Origin of the sequence: Pseudomonas sp. NFX1, assembly GCF_051123555.1 — a bacterium.
In the GTDB taxonomy this organism is placed as follows: Bacteria; Pseudomonadota; Gammaproteobacteria; order Pseudomonadales; family Pseudomonadaceae; genus Aquipseudomonas; species Aquipseudomonas capeferrum.
The window spans coordinates 4265872-4284973 of sequence record NZ_CP169366.1; the positions used below are offsets into that span (position 1 = coordinate 4265872).

The 19102-nt window shown below is 63.5% G+C and carries 12 protein-coding genes; 7 read left to right on the forward strand and 5 right to left on the reverse strand.

Going from position 1 to position 19102, the window contains the following annotated elements; all coding sequences use genetic code 11:
• Positions 1–19: 19 nt before the first annotated feature.
• On the reverse strand, positions 20–2953 hold the full coding sequence (gene glnE / locus DJ563_RS19260; RefSeq protein WP_033703118.1) for a bifunctional [glutamate--ammonia ligase]-adenylyl-L-tyrosine phosphorylase/[glutamate--ammonia-ligase] adenylyltransferase: 2934 nt from the start codon (positions 2951–2953) through the stop codon (positions 20–22).
• A gap of 383 nt (positions 2954–3336) precedes the next feature.
• Here glnE and aceE point away from each other — a divergent pair, with 383 nt between their 5' ends.
• From aceE to DJ563_RS19285, 5 genes are all read left to right on the forward strand, one after another.
• Complete coding sequence (gene aceE, locus DJ563_RS19265; RefSeq protein ID WP_274100117.1) at positions 3337–5982, forward strand: pyruvate dehydrogenase (acetyl-transferring), homodimeric type; 2646 nt, start codon at positions 3337–3339, stop codon at positions 5980–5982.
• 13 nt (positions 5983–5995) lie between these two features.
• Positions 5996–7636 (forward strand): dihydrolipoyllysine-residue acetyltransferase, encoded by a 1641-nt coding sequence (gene aceF, locus DJ563_RS19270; protein ID WP_162525116.1) that lies wholly within the window; start codon positions 5996–5998, stop codon positions 7634–7636.
• Positions 7637–7993: 357 nt separating this feature from the next.
• Complete coding sequence (locus tag DJ563_RS19275; RefSeq protein WP_274100118.1) at positions 7994–10684, forward strand: sensor domain-containing protein; 2691 nt, start codon at positions 7994–7996, stop codon at positions 10682–10684.
• A gap of 100 nt (positions 10685–10784) precedes the next feature.
• The gene (gene msrA / locus DJ563_RS19280) at positions 10785–11453 is read left to right on the forward strand and encodes a peptide-methionine (S)-S-oxide reductase MsrA (protein WP_434518183.1); all 669 of its coding nucleotides are present in this window, start codon (positions 10785–10787) and stop codon (positions 11451–11453) included.
• A 3-nt stretch (positions 11454–11456) separates the two neighbouring features.
• Positions 11457–12080, forward strand: coding sequence for a glutathione S-transferase (locus DJ563_RS19285; protein WP_274100120.1), 624 nt, complete (start codon positions 11457–11459; stop codon positions 12078–12080).
• Between the two features lie 108 nt (positions 12081–12188).
• Here DJ563_RS19285 and creD read toward each other — a convergent pair whose 3' ends face one another.
• The 4 genes from creD to DJ563_RS19305 form a co-directional block, all read right to left on the reverse strand.
• Positions 12189–13517: a cell envelope integrity protein CreD gene (gene creD / locus DJ563_RS19290; RefSeq protein ID WP_434518184.1), complete on the reverse strand. Its 1329-nt coding sequence runs from the start codon at positions 13515–13517 to the stop codon at positions 12189–12191.
• Positions 13518–13617: 100 nt separating this feature from the next.
• Entirely contained in the window at positions 13618–15051 is a 1434-nt protein-coding gene (creC, locus tag DJ563_RS19295; RefSeq protein WP_274100122.1) for a two-component system sensor histidine kinase CreC, read from the reverse strand.
• A complete protein-coding gene (gene creB / locus DJ563_RS19300; RefSeq protein ID WP_434518185.1) occupies positions 15051–15731 on the reverse strand; it encodes a two-component system response regulator CreB in 681 nt (226 codons plus the stop codon). Before creB ends, creC begins: the two co-directional genes overlap by 1 nt.
• 177 nt (positions 15732–15908) lie before the next feature.
• The gene (locus DJ563_RS19305; protein ID WP_099428126.1) at positions 15909–16409 is read right to left on the reverse strand and encodes an ATP-dependent zinc protease family protein; all 501 of its coding nucleotides are present in this window, start codon (positions 16407–16409) and stop codon (positions 15909–15911) included.
• Between the two features lie 182 nt (positions 16410–16591).
• Here DJ563_RS19305 and DJ563_RS19310 point away from each other — a divergent pair, with 182 nt between their 5' ends.
• Both DJ563_RS19310 and DJ563_RS19315 read left to right on the forward strand, forming a co-directional pair.
• Positions 16592–17482, forward strand: coding sequence for an acyltransferase (locus DJ563_RS19310; RefSeq protein ID WP_434518186.1), 891 nt, complete (start codon positions 16592–16594; stop codon positions 17480–17482).
• Positions 17483–17695: 213 nt separating this feature from the next.
• Positions 17696–19066 (forward strand): APC family permease, encoded by a 1371-nt coding sequence (locus DJ563_RS19315; protein WP_434518187.1) that lies wholly within the window; start codon positions 17696–17698, stop codon positions 19064–19066.
• Positions 19067–19102 lie beyond the last annotated feature (36 nt).

Below are 19102 nucleotides of genomic sequence, written 5' to 3' on the forward strand. Positions count from 1 at the left end.
CCAAGCGGCCCCGGCAATCTCAACTCAGCCCAAGCTCGCCCCAGATACGCCGTACCTCACGACGCTCATCGGCAAACTGCGCCGCATCGATCACCCCGGCCTGCTTCTGCAAGGCCTGGCGGTGGGAGGCAGAACGGAACGCCTTATACACCTCGCGCAACAGCACCGCGTCACTGGCCGGCATCAAGCCCGCCTGCTCCAGCTCTTCCAGAATGCGGATGTTATCGGTCCATCGAAGTATGGCCGGATGGTCAAAGGACCAGGCCAAAGCGGCGTATTGCACCATAAATTCGATATCGACGATACCGCCAGCATCCTGCTTGATATCGAACGCAACCCCGGCATCGAACGCATTCGCCGCCGTGCCAGCGGCAGTAGCCTTGGTGCCGAGATTGCCACGCATCTTGGCGCGCATTTCACTGACTTCGGTGCGCAACTTCTCAAGGTCACGGGCCTGCCCCAACACCTTGGCGCGTACGCCTTCGAACGCTGCGCCCACCTGCTTGCAGCCGACCAGCACGCGGGCCCGCACCAGGGCCTGGTGCTCCCAGGTCCAGGCTTCGTTCTGCTGATAGCGCTCGAAGGCACCGAGCGAGCTCACCAGCAGCCCCGAAGCGCCGGACGGGCGCAGGCGCATGTCCACGTCGTAGAGCTGCCCGGAGTTGGTCTGGGTGGTCAGCAGGTGGATGATGCGCTGGCCCAGGCGGGTGAAAAACTGCGCGCTGTCGATGGGCTTGTCGCCATCGGTTTCGGCCTGCGGATCACCGTCGTGGATGAACACCAGGTCCAGGTCCGAGCCATGGCCCAGCTCCAGGCCACCGACCTTGCCATAACCAATGATGATGAAACCCGGGTCGCACAGGCTGCCATCACTGCGCTTGGGCTGGCCGTGGCGGGCCACGGTCTGGCGCCAGGCCAGCGCCAGCACCTGGTCGAGGATGGCTTCGGCCAGCCAGGTCAGGTAATCACTGACTTTCATCAACGGCAGGTTGCCGCTGATTTCCGAGGCGGCCACGCGCAAGCTGTGGGCCAGCTTGAAGTGGCGCAGCGCCTCCATCTGCTGCTCCAGGTCGTCCTCGGGGATGCGCGTCAAACGTTCGCGCAGTTCGCTGGCCAGCTCCGGCGCCAGTGGCGGGCTGAACAGCCGGCCTTCGTTGAGCAGCTCGTCGAGCAGCAACGGGTAGCGGGCAATCTGTTCGGCGATCCACGGGCTCGCCGCGCACAGGGTCAACAGGCGGCGCAGGGCCCCCGGGTTTTCGGTGAGCAGCACCAGGTAGGCCGAACGCCGCGCGACCGCCTCGACCAGCGGCAGCACCCGCTCAAGCACCAGGTCAGGGTCTTGATGCTCGACGGCCTGGGCCAGCAGCCGTGGGATGAAGGCATCCAGGCGCTCGCGGCCAATGCGCTGCATCGACCGCAGTTGCGGGCTGGAGCGCAACCCGGCCAGGCGGCGCAAGGCATCTGCAGGCTGCTTGAAGCCGGCTTCTTCGAGCTGCCGGCAGGCGGCGTCTTCATCCTGCGCCTGCTCCCACAGCGGCGACCACTCGCCCCCCACCACCAGCTCACCCTCGCCGTCTTCGTCATCCGGGTCGGCGATCACCTGGCGGAAGTGCCAGTCGACACGGCCACGCCATTGCATCAACTGGTCATGGAAGCCCTGCCAGTCGGCGAAGCCAAGGATATAGGCCACACGCGCCTGGTCTGTCTCGCTGTCTGGCAGCATCTGGGTCTGGCGGTCGGCGATGGCCTGGATGGCGTGCTCGGTATAGCGCAGGAACTCGTAGCCTTCGCGCAGCTCGGCCACCACCGCCGGCGGCAGGTAACCTTGGCCTTCGAGGGTCGCCAGCACCTTGAGCAAGGGCCGTTGCTGCAGGCTCAGGTCACGCCCACCGTGGATCAGCTGGAAGGCCTGGGCGATGAATTCCACCTCGCGGATGCCGCCGGCACCCAGCTTGATGTTCTCGGACATGCCCTTGCGCCGCACCTCCTGCTGGATCAACTGCTTCATGGTGCGCAGGGCCTCGATGGCCGAGAAGTCCAGGTAACGGCGATAGACGAACGGGCGCAGCATTTCTTGCAACTGGGCGCCTGCCACCTGGTCACCGGCCACTACCCGGGCCTTGATCATGGCGTAGCGCTCCCAGTCACGGCCCTGGTCCTGGTAATACTGCTCCAGGGCATTGAAGCTCAGCACCAGCGAACCGGCCGAACCGTAGGGGCGCAGGCGCATGTCGACGCGGAACACGAAACCGTCGACGGTGACCGGGTCCAGGGCCTTGATCAGGCGCTGGCCCAGGCGGGTGAAAAACTCCTGGTTGTCCAGCGAGCGCTTGACCCCTTCGGTCTCGCCGCCCTCGGGGAAGGCGAAGATCAGGTCGATGTCCGACGACAGGTTCAGCTCTACCGCCCCCAGCTTGCCCATGCCCAGCACCACCATGTGCTGCGGCTGGCCGCTGCGGTGGCCGATGGGCGTGCCGAACTGCTGGCAATGGCGTGGGTACAACCATTGATAGGCTTCGTCGATGGCGGCGTCGGCAAGGTCGGAGAGGTCGCGGCAGGTTTCACCCAGTTCGGCCTGGCGGGTGATGTCGCGCCAGATGATGCGCACCTGCTGACGGTTGCGCTCGCGGCGCAGGTTACGCGCAAGCGCGTCTTCGCTTTGCGCGGCCTGGGCCACGGCAGCGACCTGCGCGCGCAATTCACCGGGCGCATAGCGCCGCTCGAGTTCCCCACTGGCCATCAGCGCAAACAGCATGGCCGGCTCGCGCTGGGCCTGGCCGAGGACGAAGTCGCTGGCGGCGGCAACCTGGTCGAACTGTTGCCGATGCGCCGGGCTCCAAGCGTTCAGGTCGAGTTCGGGGTGGCCAGCCACGGCATCGCTGAGGAACTGCTGATTACGAGCGACCAGCGGTTGCAGGGTGGCGGGCAGATCGAGCGGCAAAGGCAGGCGCATGGACTATCCTTGATCGGCGTGAAAGAGAGGGGTAAAGGCGGCCAAATGGAAGGCGGACCACGGTTGGACTGTCATACAAAAGTTGGAAATAGCTAAAAAAAACGAATCACTGGCAAAAAACATCAAGAATCACCCGTTCGCGACACACCGCCAACCAACATGAACGTTTTTCCCCACAAGCAGGGGTGCGACCAAAAGCCGCATTTCTGTAGTTTTACTACTACCCCGACTGTCTAAAAGCATGAAATGCGAATGCATTTGTAGTAAAACTACACGGCGCCGGATCACACTCCGGTAATCCAAGAATTCACGACGTCTGCCCATAAGGCCAGTCGCAAACTCAGGCAATCGATTCTGGTTGCCTTTCCGCCCTGGAGCAAGCCATGCAAGACCTCGATCCAATCGAAACCCAGGAATGGCTGGATGCCCTGGAGTCGGTCCTCGACAAAGAAGGCGAAGACCGCGCTCATTACCTGATGACCCGTATGGGCGAGCTGGCCACCCGTAGTGGCTCCCAGCTGCCGTATGCGATCACCACGCCATACCGCAACACCATCCCTGTCACCCACGAAGCACGCATGCCTGGCGACCTGTTCATGGAACGCCGCATTCGCTCGTTGGTGCGTTGGAACGCTCTGGCCATGGTCATGCGCACCAACCTGAAAGACTCGGACCTGGGCGGGCACATCTCCAGCTTCGCCTCCAGTGCCACCCTGTACGACATCGGCTTCAACTACTTCTTCCAGGCCCCGACCGAAGAACACGGCGGCGACCTGGTGTTCTTCCAGGGCCACGCTTCGCCAGGCGTTTACGCCCGTGCCTTCATGGAAGGGCGCATCAGCGAAGACCAGATGAACAACTTCCGTCAGGAAGTGGACGGCAAAGGCCTGTCTTCGTACCCGCACCCTTGGCTGATGCCTGACTTCTGGCAGTTCCCGACCGTTTCGATGGGCTTGGGCCCGATCCAGGCGATCTACCAGGCACGCTTCATGAAGTACCTGGAAGCCCGTGGCTTCATCCCGGCCGGCAAGCAGAAGGTCTGGTGCTTCATGGGCGACGGCGAGTGCGACGAGCCGGAATCCCTGGGCGCGATCGCCCTGGCTGGCCGCGAGAAGCTGGACAACCTGATCTTCGTCATCAACTGCAACCTGCAGCGCCTCGACGGCCCGGTTCGCGGCAACGGCAAGATCATCCAGGAACTCGAAGGCGTGTTCCGTGGCGGTGGCTGGAACGTCAACAAAGTCGTCTGGGGCCGTTTCTGGGACCCACTGCTGGCCAAGGACACCAACGGTGCCCTGCAGCGCCGCATGGACGAAGTCATCGATGGCGAGTACCAGAACTACAAAGCCAAAGACGGCGCCTACGTGCGTGAGAACTTCTTCAACACCCCAGAGCTCAAGGCCATGGTCGAAGACCTGTCCGACGACGAGATCTGGAAGCTCAACCGTGGCGGCCACGACCCGTACAAGGTCTACGCGGCTTACCACCAGGCGGTGAACCACAAAGAGCAGCCGACTGTCATCCTGGCCAAGACCATCAAGGGTTACGGCACCGGTGCAGGCGAAGCCAAGAACACCGCGCACAACACCAAGAAGGTCGACGTCGACAGCCTGCGTCACTTCCGTGACCGCTTCGACATCCCGGTCAAGGATGCCGACCTCGAGAACCTGCCGTTCTTCAAGCCAGAAGAAGGTTCAGCCGAAGCCAAGTACCTGGCCGAGCGCCGCGCTGCCCTGGGTGGCTTCGTGCCGCAACGTCGCGCCAAGAGCTTCAGCGTACCGACCCCATCCCTGGAAACGCTGAAAGCGATCCTGGACGGCTCGGGCGACCGTGAAATCTCCACCACCATGGCTTTCGTGCGCATCTTGGCGCAGCTGGTCAAGGACAAGGAAATCGGCCAGCGCATCGTCCCGATCATCCCGGACGAAGCCCGTACCTTCGGTATGGAAGGCATGTTCCGCCAGTTGGGCATCTACTCGTCGGTCGGCCAGCTCTACGAGCCAGTCGATAAAGACCAGGTGATGTTCTACCGCGAAGACAAGAAGGGCCAGATCCTCGAGGAAGGCATCAACGAAGCCGGCGCCATGTCGTCGTTCATCGCTGCCGGTACCTCTTACAGCTGCCACAACCAGCCGATGCTGCCGTTCTACATCTTCTACTCGATGTTCGGCTTCCAGCGTATCGGCGACCTGGCCTGGGCCGCTGGCGACAGCCGCACCCGTGGTTTCCTGATCGGCGGTACCGCCGGCCGTACCACCCTCAACGGTGAAGGCCTGCAGCACGAAGACGGTCACAGCCACATGATGGCGGGCACCATCCCGAACTGCCGCACCTATGATCCGACCTACGGCTACGAGCTGGCGGTGATCATCCAGGACGGCATGAAGAAGATGACCGAAGAGCAACAGGACATCTTCTACTACATCACCGTGATGAACGAATCCTACCAGCAGCCAGCCATGCCGGCCGGTGTCGAGGAAGGCATCATCAAGGGCATGTACCTGCTCGAAGAAGACACCCGCGAAGCCGCGCACCACGTTCAGCTGATGGGCTCCGGCACCATCCTGCGCGAAGTCCGCGAAGCGGCGAAGATCCTGCGTGAAGAGTTCAACGTCGGTGCCGACGTGTGGAGCGTCACCAGCTTCAACGAACTGCGTCGTGACGGCCTGGCCGTGGAACGCGCCAACCGCCTCAAGCCTGGCCAGAAGCCTCAGCTGACTTACGTCGAAGAGTGCCTGAACGGTCGCAAAGGCCCGGTCATCGCCTCCACCGACTACATGAAGCTGTTCGCCGAACAGATTCGCCAGTGGGTGCCGAGCAAAGAGTTCAAAGTCCTGGGTACCGATGGTTACGGTCGCAGCGACAGCCGCAAGAAGCTGCGTCACTTCTTCGAAGTCGACCGTCACTTCGTGGTGCTGGCTGCCCTGGAAGCCTTGGCTGACCGTGGCGAGATCGAACCGAAAGTGGTGGCTGACGCTATCGTCAAGTTCGGTATCGATCCGGACAAGCGCAACCCACTGGACTGCTGAGGAGTATTTTTAAGTGAGCGAACTCATTCGCGTACCTGACATCGGCAGCGGTGAAGGTGAAATCATCGAGCTGTTCGTCAAGGTCGGTGACCGTATCGAGGCTGACCAGAGCCTGCTGACCCTGGAGTCCGACAAGGCCTCCATGGAGATCCCGGCCCCCAAGGCCGGCATCGTCAAAGAGCTGAAGGTCAAGCTGGGCGATCGCCTGAAAGAGGGCGACGAGTTGCTGGTTCTGGAAGCCGAGGGCGCTGCTGCGTCCGAGGCCCCAGCCGCCGCACCTGCCCCTGCCGCTGCACCGGCTGCCGCTGAAAAGCCGGCTGCCGAAGCGGCCCCTGCGCCGGCTGCAGCCCCTGCTGCTGCCAGCGTGCAGGACATCCACGTGCCGGACATCGGCTCGTCGGGCAAGGCCAAGATCATCGAAGTGCTGGTCAAGGTCGGCGACACCGTCGAAGCCGACCAGTCGCTGATTACCCTAGAGTCCGACAAGGCCTCCATGGAAATCCCTTCGCCCGCCGCTGGCGTGGTCAAGGAAGTGATCGCCAAGCTGGACGACGAAGTCGGCACCGGTGACCTGATCATCAAACTGGAAGTCGCGGGCGCCGCCCCGGCTGCTGCGCCAGCGCCTGCCGCTGCTGCACCGGCCAAGGCTGAGGCGGCTCCGGCCGCCGCACCGGCTGCCGCTGCCCCCGCTGCTGCCCCTGCACCGGTCGCTACCGCACCGGCTGCCGGCAACAACGCCAAGGTTCACGCAGGCCCCGCTGTTCGCCAGCTGGCCCGTGAGTTCGGTGTCGAGCTGGGCGCGGTTGCCGCGACCGGCCCGCACGGCCGTATCCTGAAAGAAGACGTGCAGGTTTACGTCAAGGCGATGATGCAGAAGGCCAAAGAAGCACCGGCAGCTGCCGGCGCGACTGGCGGCGCTGGCATCCCGCCGATCCCTGCCGTGGACTTCAGCAAGTTCGGTGAAGTGGAAGAAGTGGCCCTGACCCGCCTGATGCAGGTCGGTGCCGCCAACCTGCACCGCAGCTGGCTGAACGTGCCGCACGTGACCCAGTTCGACTCTGCCGACATCACCGAGCTGGAAGCCTTCCGCGTTGCGCAGAAGGCCGTGGCCGAGAAGGCTGGCGTCAAGCTGACCGTGCTGCCGCTGCTGCTCAAGGCCTGCGCCTTCCTGCTCAAGGAACTGCCGGACTTCAACAGCTCGCTGGCACCAAGCGGCAAGGCCATCATCCGCAAGAAGTACGTGAACATCGGCTTTGCCGTGGACACCCCGGACGGCCTGCTGGTCCCTGTGATCAAGAACGTCGACCAGAAAAACCTGCTGCAACTGGCTGCCGAAGCCGCTGCACTGGCCGAGAAGGCGCGCACCAAAAAGCTGTCGGCCGACGACATGCAAGGCGCCTGCTTCACCATCTCCAGCCTCGGCCACATTGGCGGCACCGGCTTCACGCCGATCGTCAATGCGCCAGAGGTGGCGATCCTCGGTGTGTCCAAGGCAACCATGCAGCCGGTGTGGGATGGCAAAGCCTTCCAGCCGAAGCTGATGCTGCCGCTGTCGCTGTCCTACGATCACCGTGTGATCAACGGCGCTGCCGCCGCGCGCTTCACCAAGCGCCTGGGCGACGTGCTGGCGGATATCCGCACCCTGCTGCTGTAAGGCGGCAAGCTGCCCCTCGCAAGAGGGGCAGTACCCTTTTCGAGCTGCCACGCTCGTACCTCAACCCCGTCATTTGGCGGGGCTTTTTTTTGTCTGGATATCCTGGGAGGGCTTCGCCCTCCATCGCGACACAAGGCTCCTACAAGGCGATCGCGGTTCCCTGTAGGAGCGGCCTTGTGTCGCGATGGGCCGCAACGCGGCCCCAAAATCTCCAGCCAAACTACAGAATCGGCCACATCAGCCGATAACCCTTCCACAGCATCACGCATGGCCGCTTGCCAGCCCTCGGGACATGATGCAACCTTGCCAGATCCACCGTCGCCGCCAGGCTGCGTTCCCTCTTCAAGCGAGTCTTCGATGAAAAGCCAACCCGATGCCGCCAGCCGTGTGGCGGCCGAGGTCGTCACGCAGCTACCCGTGCCCTCGCGGCTCGGGATGCTGCGTTTCGAAAGGCTCAACGAAGCCACCTGGGCGATGCTCTACCTCGACCCTGCCTGCGAGCGCCAGTTCGGCCTTCAGGCCGGCGAACTCTGTGCCATGGTCGATGCGCCCTATGCCAGCCTGATGGAGCCCGAGGCCCGCTACAGATTGCACGATGAAATCCAGTCGCAGCTGGCCCGGCGCGGTTATTACCGGGTGCGCTACACCCTGCATGGCCCGGGTGCATCGCTGCGTCTGGTCGAGGCCGGGGAGGCCTACAGGCAGCACAATCGCCAACTGCTGCGCGGCTACCTGAGCGTGCTCGACGATCCGCCCGACGACGCCAACGACGCAGACCCCAGCGAGCTGGAGTCACGCAACACTCGCCTGCAACTGGCCCTGCAACTCAACCAGCGCGCCCAGCAAGAACAGCTCGAACACCTGGAGCGGGTGCGTGGTCAGCAAGACCTGATCCTGCGCCTGGCCCGCCAGCGCTACAGCGCCGAAAATTCGCTGCTCGAAGCCGCCGAGCTGATCACCCAGAGCGCCTGCGAAATCTACAAGGTCGACAGCGCCAGCATCTGGCACCTGGAAGACCAGCGCCTGGAGCCGATCAGCGCCTGGTATCGCCACGAGCAGCAACACCGCCTGCCCGAAGCCATCGATGCCAGCCGCTTTCCCGACTACCTCGACGCCCTGCACGCCAGCCGCGCCATCGATGCCCACAACGCCAGCCACGACCCGCGTACCCGCGCCCTGACGCAAAGCCTGCGCCCCGACAACAAAGCCATGCTCGATGCCAGCGTGCGCGTCGATGGCCAGGTCATCGGCGTGTTGTGCCTGGAGCAAAGCGGCCAGCCGCGGGCCTGGCAGTCGGACGAAATCGCCTTTGCCGGTGAGCTGGCCGACCAGTTCGCCCAGGTCATCACCAACCACAACCGGCGCACGGCAGCCAGTGCCCTGCACCTGTTCCAGCGCGCCGTAGAGCAAAGCGCCAGCGCCTTTTTGCTGGTCAACCGCGATGGCGTGGTGGAGTACGTCAACCCAAGCTTCACGGCGATCACCCAATACAGCACCGACGAAGTCCAGGGCCGCCAACTGGCCGAACTGCCCGCCCTGGAAAACCTCAGCGAGCTGCTGTTCGATTCGCCGTCGAGCCTGGCCATGGGCAACAGCTGGCAGGGCGAATTCAAGAGCCGACGCAAAAACCTCGAGCCCTACTGGGGCCAGCTGTCGATTTCCAAGGTGTATGGCGACAACCGCGAGCTGACCCACTACATCGGCATCTACGAAGATGTCACCCAGACCAAGCTGGCCCAGCAACGCATCGAACGCCTGGCCTACACCGACAACCTGACCAACCTGGGCAACCGCCCGGCCTTCATCCGCAGCCTCGACGAGCGCTTTGCCCGCAACGACGAGCATTCCATGTGCCTGCTGCTGGTGGACATCGACAACTTCAAGCGCATCAACGACAGCCTCGGCCACCAGACCGGCGACAAGCTGCTGGTCAGCCTCGCCCGACGGTTGCGCAACAGCCTCAGCGCCGGCGGCATCCTGGCGCGCTTTGCCAGCAACGAGTTTGCCGTGCTGCTCGACGACACCCACCTGGAAGATGGCCAGGGCGTCGCCCAGCAATTGCTACGCACCCTCGACAAACCGATGTTCGTCGACAACCAGCTGATCAACGTCACCGCCTCGGTGGGCCTGGCCTGCGCGCCGCTGCATGGCATCGACCCGGCGAGCCTGATGAAAAACGCAGGCCTGGCCCTGCACAAGGCCAAGGCCAACGGCAAGCACCAGGTGCAGGTGTTTACCGAAGTGCTCAATGCCGAGGCCAGTTACAAGCTGTTCGTCGAGAACAACCTGCGCCGCGCCCTGACCCAGAACGAGCTGGAGGTGTTCTACCAGCCCAAGCTGTGCCTGCGCAGCGGCCGCCTGCTGGGGCTGGAGGCACTGCTGCGCTGGAACCACCCCGAGCGGGGCATGATCCGCCCGGACCAGTTCATCAGCGTGGCCGAGGAAACCGGCCTGATCATCCCCATCGGCAAGTGGGTGGTGCGCCAGGCGTGCCGCATGAGCCAACAGCTGCGCGAGGCCGGCATGGGCAACCTGCACGTGGCCATCAACCTGTCGCCCAAGCAGTTTTCCGACCCTGACCTGGTGGCATCAATCAGCTCGATCATCAAGGAGGAGGCCCTGCCCCCGCACCTGCTGGAGCTGGAGCTGACCGAAGGCCTGCTGCTGGAAGCGACCGAAGACACCCACCGCCAGCTCGACGAGCTCAAGGCCCTGGGCCTGACTTTGGCCATGGACGACTTCGGCACGGGCTATTCGTCGTTGAGCTACCTGAAGAAGTTTCCGATCGACATCATCAAGATCGACCGCAGCTTCATCAACGAAATCCCCGACAACCAGGACGACATGGAGATCACCTCGGCGGTGGTGGCCATGGCCCATAACCTCAAGCTCAAGGTGGTGGCCGAGGGCATCGAGACCCCGGCGCAATTGGCGTTTCTGCGCCGGCACCGCTGCGATGTGGGCCAGGGCTATCTGTTCGATCGGCCGATTCCGGGGCGTGAGCTGGCCGAAAAACTCAAGCGTTATCCGCGCGGCCCGGTGGCCTGACAGCGGCGCCAACCTCGTGCACTATAGAGGCCATTCCGGCCCTTTCGCGGCCAACACTTATCTATCTGACAAACAGATATCTGAAAAAAGAGGAGCGGCCATGGTCCTGCGTTCGGAAATCCTGGTGAACAAAAACGTCATGCCAACTGCGGAGCAGGCGCTGCCTGGCCGCGAAACCCCAATGTCCCTGCCCGAGTTCCACTATGTGTTCGAGGGCACGCCCCTGCTCGGCCCGTTCTTCGAAGGCGACATCGACTTCGCCATCTTCGGCCTGGGCTGCTTCTGGGGCGCCGAGCGCCGCTTCTGGCAGCGTGAAGGCGTGGTCAGCACCGTGGTCGGCTATGCCGGCGGCTTCACCCCCAACCCCACCTACGAAGAGGTCTGCTCGGGCCTGACCGGCCACACCGAAGTGGTGCTGGTGGTGTTCGACAAGAACAAGCTCAGCTACCGCGAGCTGCTGGCGATGTTCTGGGAACTGCACAACCCGACCCAGGGCATGCGCCAGGGCAACGATGTCGGCACCCAGTACCGCTCGGCCATCTACTGCACCTCGCCGCAGCAGCTCGACGAAGCCAACGCCAGCCGCGACGCCTTCCAGGCCGAGCTGAACAAGGCCGGTTTCGGCGCGATTACCACCGAGATCGACCAAGCGCCAACCGTGTACTTCGCCGAGGCCTACCACCAGCAGTACCTGGCCAAGAACCCGGGCGGCTACTGCGGCATCGGCGGTACCGGCGTGTGCCTGCCGCCCAGCCTGCAAGGCAATTGAACCATGGCCACGATGACGCTGTTCCACTCGCCGCTGTCGCCCTTCGTGCGCAAGGTCATGGTGGTGCTGCACGAGACTGGCCAGCTTGACCGCGTCACCCTGCAACCGGTGAATATCAGCCCGGTAAGCGGCGACGCGCAGCTCAACCTGGGCAACCCGATCGGCAAGATCCCGGCCCTGCGCCTGGACGACGGCACGGTGCTGCACGACAGCCGGGTGATCTGCGAATACCTGGACCTGCAGCATGTCGGCCTGCCGTTGCTGCCGCGTGAAGGCTCGGCGCGCTGGCGGCGCATGACGCTGGTGTCGCAGGCCGATGCGATCATGGATGCGGCGGTGTCGTCGCGCTATGAGAGCTTCCTGCGGCCTGAAGGCAAGCGCTGGGACGGCTGGCTTGAGGCGCAGGGCGACAAGATCCGCCGTAGCCTGGCCAACCTGGAGCAGGAGCACCTCGCGGAACTGATCTCAGGCTTTGACCTGGCCGCGATTGGTGTGGCGTGTGCGCTGGGGTATCTGGACTTGCGTCAGCCTGAGTTTGGCTGGCGCGAGCGCCAGCCTGGGTTGGCGGCGTGGTATGCCGAGGTGGCCAAGCGGCCTTCGATGGTCGCCACAGCACCGACAGCCTGACAGGGCCATTCGCGGGGCTGCAAAGCAGCCCCAATCCTTACTTGGGTATCACAGGAAACAACTGCCCGATCCTGCGGGCCAACCAGCGCCCGATTTCTCTATCCTCCCTCATGCCGCCCTCCCCACCCGTGCCCAGTCCAACCGCCGGGTCAGCACCATGAACACACCCAGCAAGCCAAAGCACAGCAGCGAGCCCATCAGCAGCGCATAGTCCTCGGCGCTGAGCAGCCCATAAAGCATCGCGTACAGCGCTGCCAACCCTGCCGCAAACCCCACCCCACGCCCGAGGCTGTGCAGCACGTGGCTCAGGTAGAAGCCAATCAGCAACACACAGGCCGAAGCCGACAGCCCATACGCCGGGCCGAAGCCAATGTGCTCGGACAACGACAGCAATAGCAGGTAGAAGAACGCCAGCGCCACCCCCACCAGGATGTACTGCACCGGGTGCACGCTGAGGTTTTTCAACACCTCGAACAGGAAGAAGCCAGCAAAGGTCAGGGCGATGAACAACAGCGCATATTTGATCGCCCGCTCGCTCTTCAAGTACTGGTCCACCGGGTCGACGAAGCTCACGCCGAAGGTCCGCTCGCTGAAGTCCGTGCACTCCCCCACGCTGGCGCACTGGCGCAGGGCGTCTTCGAGGTTGGTGGCGAAGAACGACGTCTGCCAATGGGCACTAAAGCCCTGGGCATCGATGTCGCGACGGCTGGGCAGGTAGCTGCCGATGAAGCTTGGGTGCGGCCAGTTGGCGCGCAGGTCGACACTGCTGGTGCGGCCCACCGGCAATACCTGCAGCTGGCCAGTGCCCTGCAACGCCAGGTCGAAGCCATAGCTGAACTCGCGCGCCTGCAGGCCATCCAGCCCTGGCAGACTGGCATGCACGCCCGCGCGCATCCAGCTGAGCCCGGTGCCGGCTTCGAACGGCAACTTGCGTTCGTCGAAGGTCAGCTCCAGGCCGTTCTCGATGCCGCGGATGTCGCTGATGCCCACCACCAGGAAGGGTTTGTCGAACTGGTAGTCGTCAAAGTCCTTGTCGATGCCCCAGCGCTCGGGGAGTTTGAAGCGGCCACTGATACGGCCCTTGGCGTGAAACAGCCGTGCCTGGTAGATACCACGTGCGCGCAGCTCGGTCTCCACGCCCAGGTCGGCATCGAAGGTTTCCGGAAGGAAGTACAGGTGACCGGCGATGGTGCTGGTTTCCTGGGTACGCTCGCCGTCCTTGTCGATCCAGCGCCGTTGGTACTTGCGGTAGGGCACCACCAGCAGCGGGCCACTGAGCTGCTGGTCGAAACTGGCGCTCTGGGCGATGTCCCGCACCACACTGTCACGCAGGCTCTGGCGCTCGTCGATAAGGCCGTTGATCAGCAGCAGGGGGATCAGCAACAGCAACATCAGCAGGGCAATCATGCCGAGCTTGAAACTCAAGGTCTTGTTCATGGGGCCTCCTATGGCAGTGGGCGCAGTGTCTGCGCCTTGCATGGAGGCTTTGGGGAGACTGTATGGAGATTGCGTGTTTTTGCGCGTAGCCCCAGCAACCTCAGCTGATACGCCGCCCCGGCAGCCACAACCGCACCCGCACCCCGCCGTCAACGTTATCCACCGCCAACGTGCCGCCATGCAACTGCATCACCTCAGCCACAAAATTCAGCCCCAGCCCGGTACTCTTGCGCCCGCTGCCCGGCCGCGGCAACGAGTAGAACCGCTCGCTGACCCGCCCGATGGCATACGCCGGGATCGCCTGCCCCTGGTTGAACAGGCTCAATGCCACGCGCCCGCCCTCGCGCTCCAGCTCGAACAACAGCGCCCCGCCCGCCGGGGTAAAATCCAGCGCGTTATCGAGCAGGTTGGCCAGCGCCTGGCGCATCAGAAACGGATCACACAACAACCGCAGCCCCACCGGCACCCGCTGGCGCACCTGCAGGCCAGCCCCTTCGATACGTGCCGCATGGGCCAGCAGCAGTTCGTCGACCAGCGACGCCAACGCCACCTGCTGCTCGTCTTCCAGCGCCTGCATCTGCTCGACCCGTGCCAGGTTGAGCAGGCGCTCGATCATCTGCTGCAAGCGCTCGCTCTCGCGTTCGATGTTGCCGACAAAGCGCGCCCGCTGTTCGGCTGGCATATCGCCCTGCAGCAACTCCGAGGCACCGCGAATGGCCGCCAGCGGGCTTTTCAGTTCGTGGGTCAGGGTATGTACGTAGCGCTCGACATAGGCTTTGCCTTCCAGCTGCGTGCGCATGCGCTCCACCGCATTGGCCAGGTGCGCCAGCTCGCCGCCCTTGTAGTGCGGCAGCGCCGCCCGTTCGCCTTCGCTGACGGCCTGGGCGTAGCGGGCCAGCCTGCGCAGCGAGCGCGCCAGCCACCACGACAGCGCAGCACCGATCAACAGGCCCAGGCCGATCAAGCCCAGGCCCAACGTCAGCAAGCGCTGCTCGGAGCGGTCGATGTAGGGTTGCAGCGAGCTGTTGGGCTTGGCCACGGTCACCACGCCGATGATCCGGCCGTCATCGATGATCGGCGCGGCCACGTGCATCACCGAGGTGCTTTCGTCATCAGCCACGCTGCGCGTGGAGCGGGCGCCGTATTCGCCGCGCAGGGTGAGGTAGACATCGTTCCACTTCGAATAGTCCTTGCCCAGGCCTTCACCGCTGGAGTCGAGCAGGACGATGCCTTTGGCGTCAGTCACGTAGATGCGGTGGCTGACCTGATTCTTCGCCAACCCCCAGATCTGCGCGCCCGGGCTACGCGACCCGTAGGCCTTGAGCACTTCGGGCAGGCGGCTCTGGCCGAGGGTGCCGGCCTTGACGTCATCGTGCAGGATCTCCGCCAGCAGGTTGGCGGTGTCTACCAGGGTTTCCTCGGACGACTGGCGCACCACCGGGCGGATCTGCTCGCGCACTGTGTTGAGCAGAAAGTAGCCCGCCAGCCCGACGAACAGGAAGTACACCAGGAAGATCCGGATGCCCAGGCGCATCAGGCGTGATCCGGGCTGTAGCTGTAGCCCAGGCCGCGGTGGGTCTGGATCGGCTCTGCCGCGCTGGCCACCAGGCGCAACTTGGCGCGCAGGCTCTTGATATGGCTGTCGATGGTGCGCTCGTAGCCCACGTCGGAGGCCACCCCCAGGGCATCGAGCAATTGCTCGCGGCTGAATACCCGCTGGGGCTGCTCCAGCAGGCATTGCAGCAGGCGGAACTCATGGCGGGTCAGGGCCAGCGGCTGGTTGCGGTAGCTGATCTGCATGCGCAGGGTGTCGAGCTGGAACAGCGTTGCCGCAGCAGCAGGCTCGGCCCTTGGCGCCATGCGCTTGAGGATCGCCCGCACGCGCGCGGCCACCTCGCGCGGGCTGAAGGGTTTGACCACATAATCGTCGGCACCGATTTCCAGGCCCACGACTCGGTCGATTTCGCCATCGCGGGCGCTGAGGAACATCACCGGCACTTCGCTGAAGCGGCGCAGCTGGCGGCAGGTTTCGAAGCCACTGATATCGGGCAGGCCGATGTCGAGGATGATCAGGTCGGCCGGGCGCTGGCGTTGCTGGTCGAGGGCCGCGCTGCCCAGGGTCACCCATTCGGTGCTGTGGCCATCGGCCTGCAGGGCGTAGACCAGGGTGTCGGCGATGGCGGCTTCGTCTTCGACGATGAGGATATGGGGCATGGTGCGCGGCCTGTGCAAATGTCGATGGCGACGCACTATTGTGTAGGAGCGGCCTTGCGTCGCGATAGGGCTGCGTAGCGGCCCCAGGTTTTCTGTAGTGGCATAAATCGCCGGGGCCGCTACGCAGCCCTATCGCGACGCAAGGCCGCTCCTACAATGGGCCAGTCAGGTTCCAGGTCAGCAGTCCGGTTTGCCGGCGGTGAACTTCTTGGCCGGGTTGACCGCCGCCTTGAACTCACGCAACGCCTTCGACCCGATCAACAGCGGGTAGTTGAAGCTGCTGCGGTCTACCAGGTTCACCTCAACGGTGCGCTTCACATCACCCAGGCACAGCTCCAGGTCCACCACCGGGCGCTTGGAGATTTCCGGCGCATCGCCTTCTTCCTCTTCGTCGGCACGGCCCTTGATCTTGCTGATGCGCGAGACCTTGTGCTCGTAGACCTTGCCGTCGGACTCCTTGGTCGCCAGGCGGAAGCGCACCCACTCATCGCCATCGCGGGTGAACAGCTCGATGTCCTTGGCCGACAGCGATGCAGTGAAGGCGCCAGTGTCCATCTTGGCCTTCAGCGTTTCGCCGATTTCCGGCAGGGCAATGTTTTCGTAACGGCCATAAATCGTCGGCTCAGCGGCCATGACCGGCAAGGCAAACAACGACAACAGGGCAAGCAGTGATTTCACGGGTTACGCTTCCTTGATTGCAGACAGTGCTTAGACTGCACGCGTTGAATAGGTTCGTCGTTACAGGGTAATCAACACAATGTGAAACATTTGTACCCGCCGACGGGCACTGGAAATTTGGCGTGGGGCGCATCGCTGCTTATCATTGCCGACCGCGTTTATCTCACAACAAGAGTTTCTTTATGCGTCGCCTGCTGACCGGCATTCTCACAACCCTTCTGTTGCTGCTCAACACCGTGGTGTTGATCTGCCCGCTGCTGGTGTTTGCCCTGCTCAAACTGGTGCTGCCGGGCCGTGGCCGCGACTACGCATCCGCCGCGGTGATGTGGGTGGCCGAAACCTGGTCAGAGATCGACAAAGCGATCTTTGCCCTGTGCATCCCCACCCAGTGGGACATCCGCGGCGTCGAGCGCCTGCGCAAGGACACCTCGTACCTGGCCGTGAGCAACCACCAGACCTGGGTCGACATCCCCGCGCTGATCGAAAGCCTCAACCGCCGCACGCCGTTCTTCAAGTTCTTCCTCAAGAAGGAGCTGATCTGGGTCCCGCTGCTGGGCCTGGCGTGGTGGGGGCTGGATTACCCGTTCATGAAGCGCTACAGCAAGGCGTTTCTGGACAAGCACCCCGAGCTCAAGGGCAAGGACCTGGAAATCACCAAAGCCGCCTGCGAGCTGTTCAAGCGCCAGCCGGTGACCGTGGTCAACTACCTCGAAGGCACGCGTTTCACCGAGGCCAAGCGCCAGGAGCAGCAATCGCCTTACCGTTACCTGCTCAAGCCCAAGGCCGGGGGCGTGGCCTTTGTGCTGGCGGCGTTGGGCGAGCAGCTGGACGCGCTGCTGGACGTGACCATCGTTTACCCCGGCGACAAGGCGCCCGGCTTCTGGGACTTGCTCAATGGCAGCATTAGCCGGGTGATTATCGACATTCAAGTGCGTGAGCTGGACCCGGCATTGTGGGATGGGGATTATGAAAATGACCCGGCCTTCCGGCAGACCGTGCAGGCATGGGTGAACCAGCTGTGGCTGGAGAAGGATCAGCGGATCGAGCAGTTGCGTGGGGAATTGGCTAAGTAGTAAGCCTGGGCCGGCCTCTTCGCGGGGCAAGCCCGCTCCCACGGATAGTGGTGGGCCTGTGGGAGCGGGCTTGCCCCGCGAAGAGGCCGGCCCAGATAAACTCGATTAAAAGCCTGGCTAATAATCAGCATAAGGATTACTTCTTTGTCATCATCCCCATAAGTGGATAAAAATCGATCAAAGCACAATTACAAAAAATGCCTGGATCGATCAATGGCCAACCAACCTAGCTCCGCCCCCGCCCAGCTCCGCCGTGTCCTCGGCCTGCCCGCCCTGGTGTTTTTCGGCCTTGTCTACATGGTCCCGCTGACCATCTTCACCACCTACGGCATCGTCACCGAGCTCACCGGTGGCCGCACCGCTGGCGCCTACCTGGTCACGTTGCTGGCCATGTCGTTCACCGCCACGTCCTACAGCTTCATGGTCAAGCGCTTTCCGGTCGCGGGTTCGGCGTACTCCTACACCAACATGGCCTTTGGCCCTAATGTGGGCTTTCTCGCCGGCTGGTCGCTGCTCCTCGATTACCTGTTCATCCCGATGATCAACTACCTGCTCATCGGCCTGTTCCTCAATATCGCCTTCCCCGCCATCCCAGCCTGGTCCCTGATCCTTGCCTCGATCGCGCTGGTGACCGTGCTCAACGTGATCGGCATCCACTCGGTGGCCAAGGCCAGCAACCTGATCGTCGGCGCGCAGATCGTGTTCATCGGGGTGTTCGTGGCGCTGTCTTGCCAGACCCTGGCCGGCCAACCGGTGGACCTGCTCTCGCCGCTGATGGGTGACGGTACCCAGCCTGGTTTTGGCCCGTTGATGGCCGGTGCTGCGGTACTGTGCCTGTCGTTCCTCGGTTTCGATGCTGTCTCGACCCTGGCCGAAGAATGCCGCGACGCCCGCCGCGACGTGCCACGGGCGATCATCCTGACCACGCTGTTTGCCGGCGTGCTGTTCACCGTACTGGCCTACGTCAGCCAACTGGTGTTCCCCGGCAGCACCTTCGCCAATGCCGATGCGGCGGCGAACGAGGTGATGTTCAAGGCGGGCGGGCAGTTCCTGGCCAACTTCTTCACGGCTGCGTTCGTTGCCGGCAGCCTGGGTTCGGCGCTGGCCTCGCAGGCGGCGGTGTCGCGCATCCTGTTCACCATGGGGCGTGACAAAGTGCTGCCACAGCGCACATTCGGGTATCTGTCGCCACGCTTCGGCACGCCGGTGTTCGCCATCCTGCTGGTGTCGGCGTTTTCGCTGCTGGCGCTGGTGATCGACCTAGCCACGCTCGCCTCGTTGATCAGCTTTGGCGCGCTGGTGGCGTTTTCGGCGGTGAACCTGGCGGTGGTGAAGACGCACCTGATGAACGACAGCGCGCAGCGCAACCTCAAAGGCTTGCTGTGCTATGGCGCGGTGCCGTTGGTGGGGTTGAGCTTGACCTTGTGGCTGTGGACCAGCTTGTCGGCGCTGACGTTGGTGATTGGGCTGTGCTGGTTTGCGTTAGGGCTGGCGTATCTGGCGGTGCTGACGGCTGGCTTCCGCCGCCCGGTGCGGTTGGTGGATTTTTCAGAAGCAGGGGAATCAGAAAGAATGACCTGGTAATTCTGCCAGTTGCTCGATCGCCGACACGACCGCAGG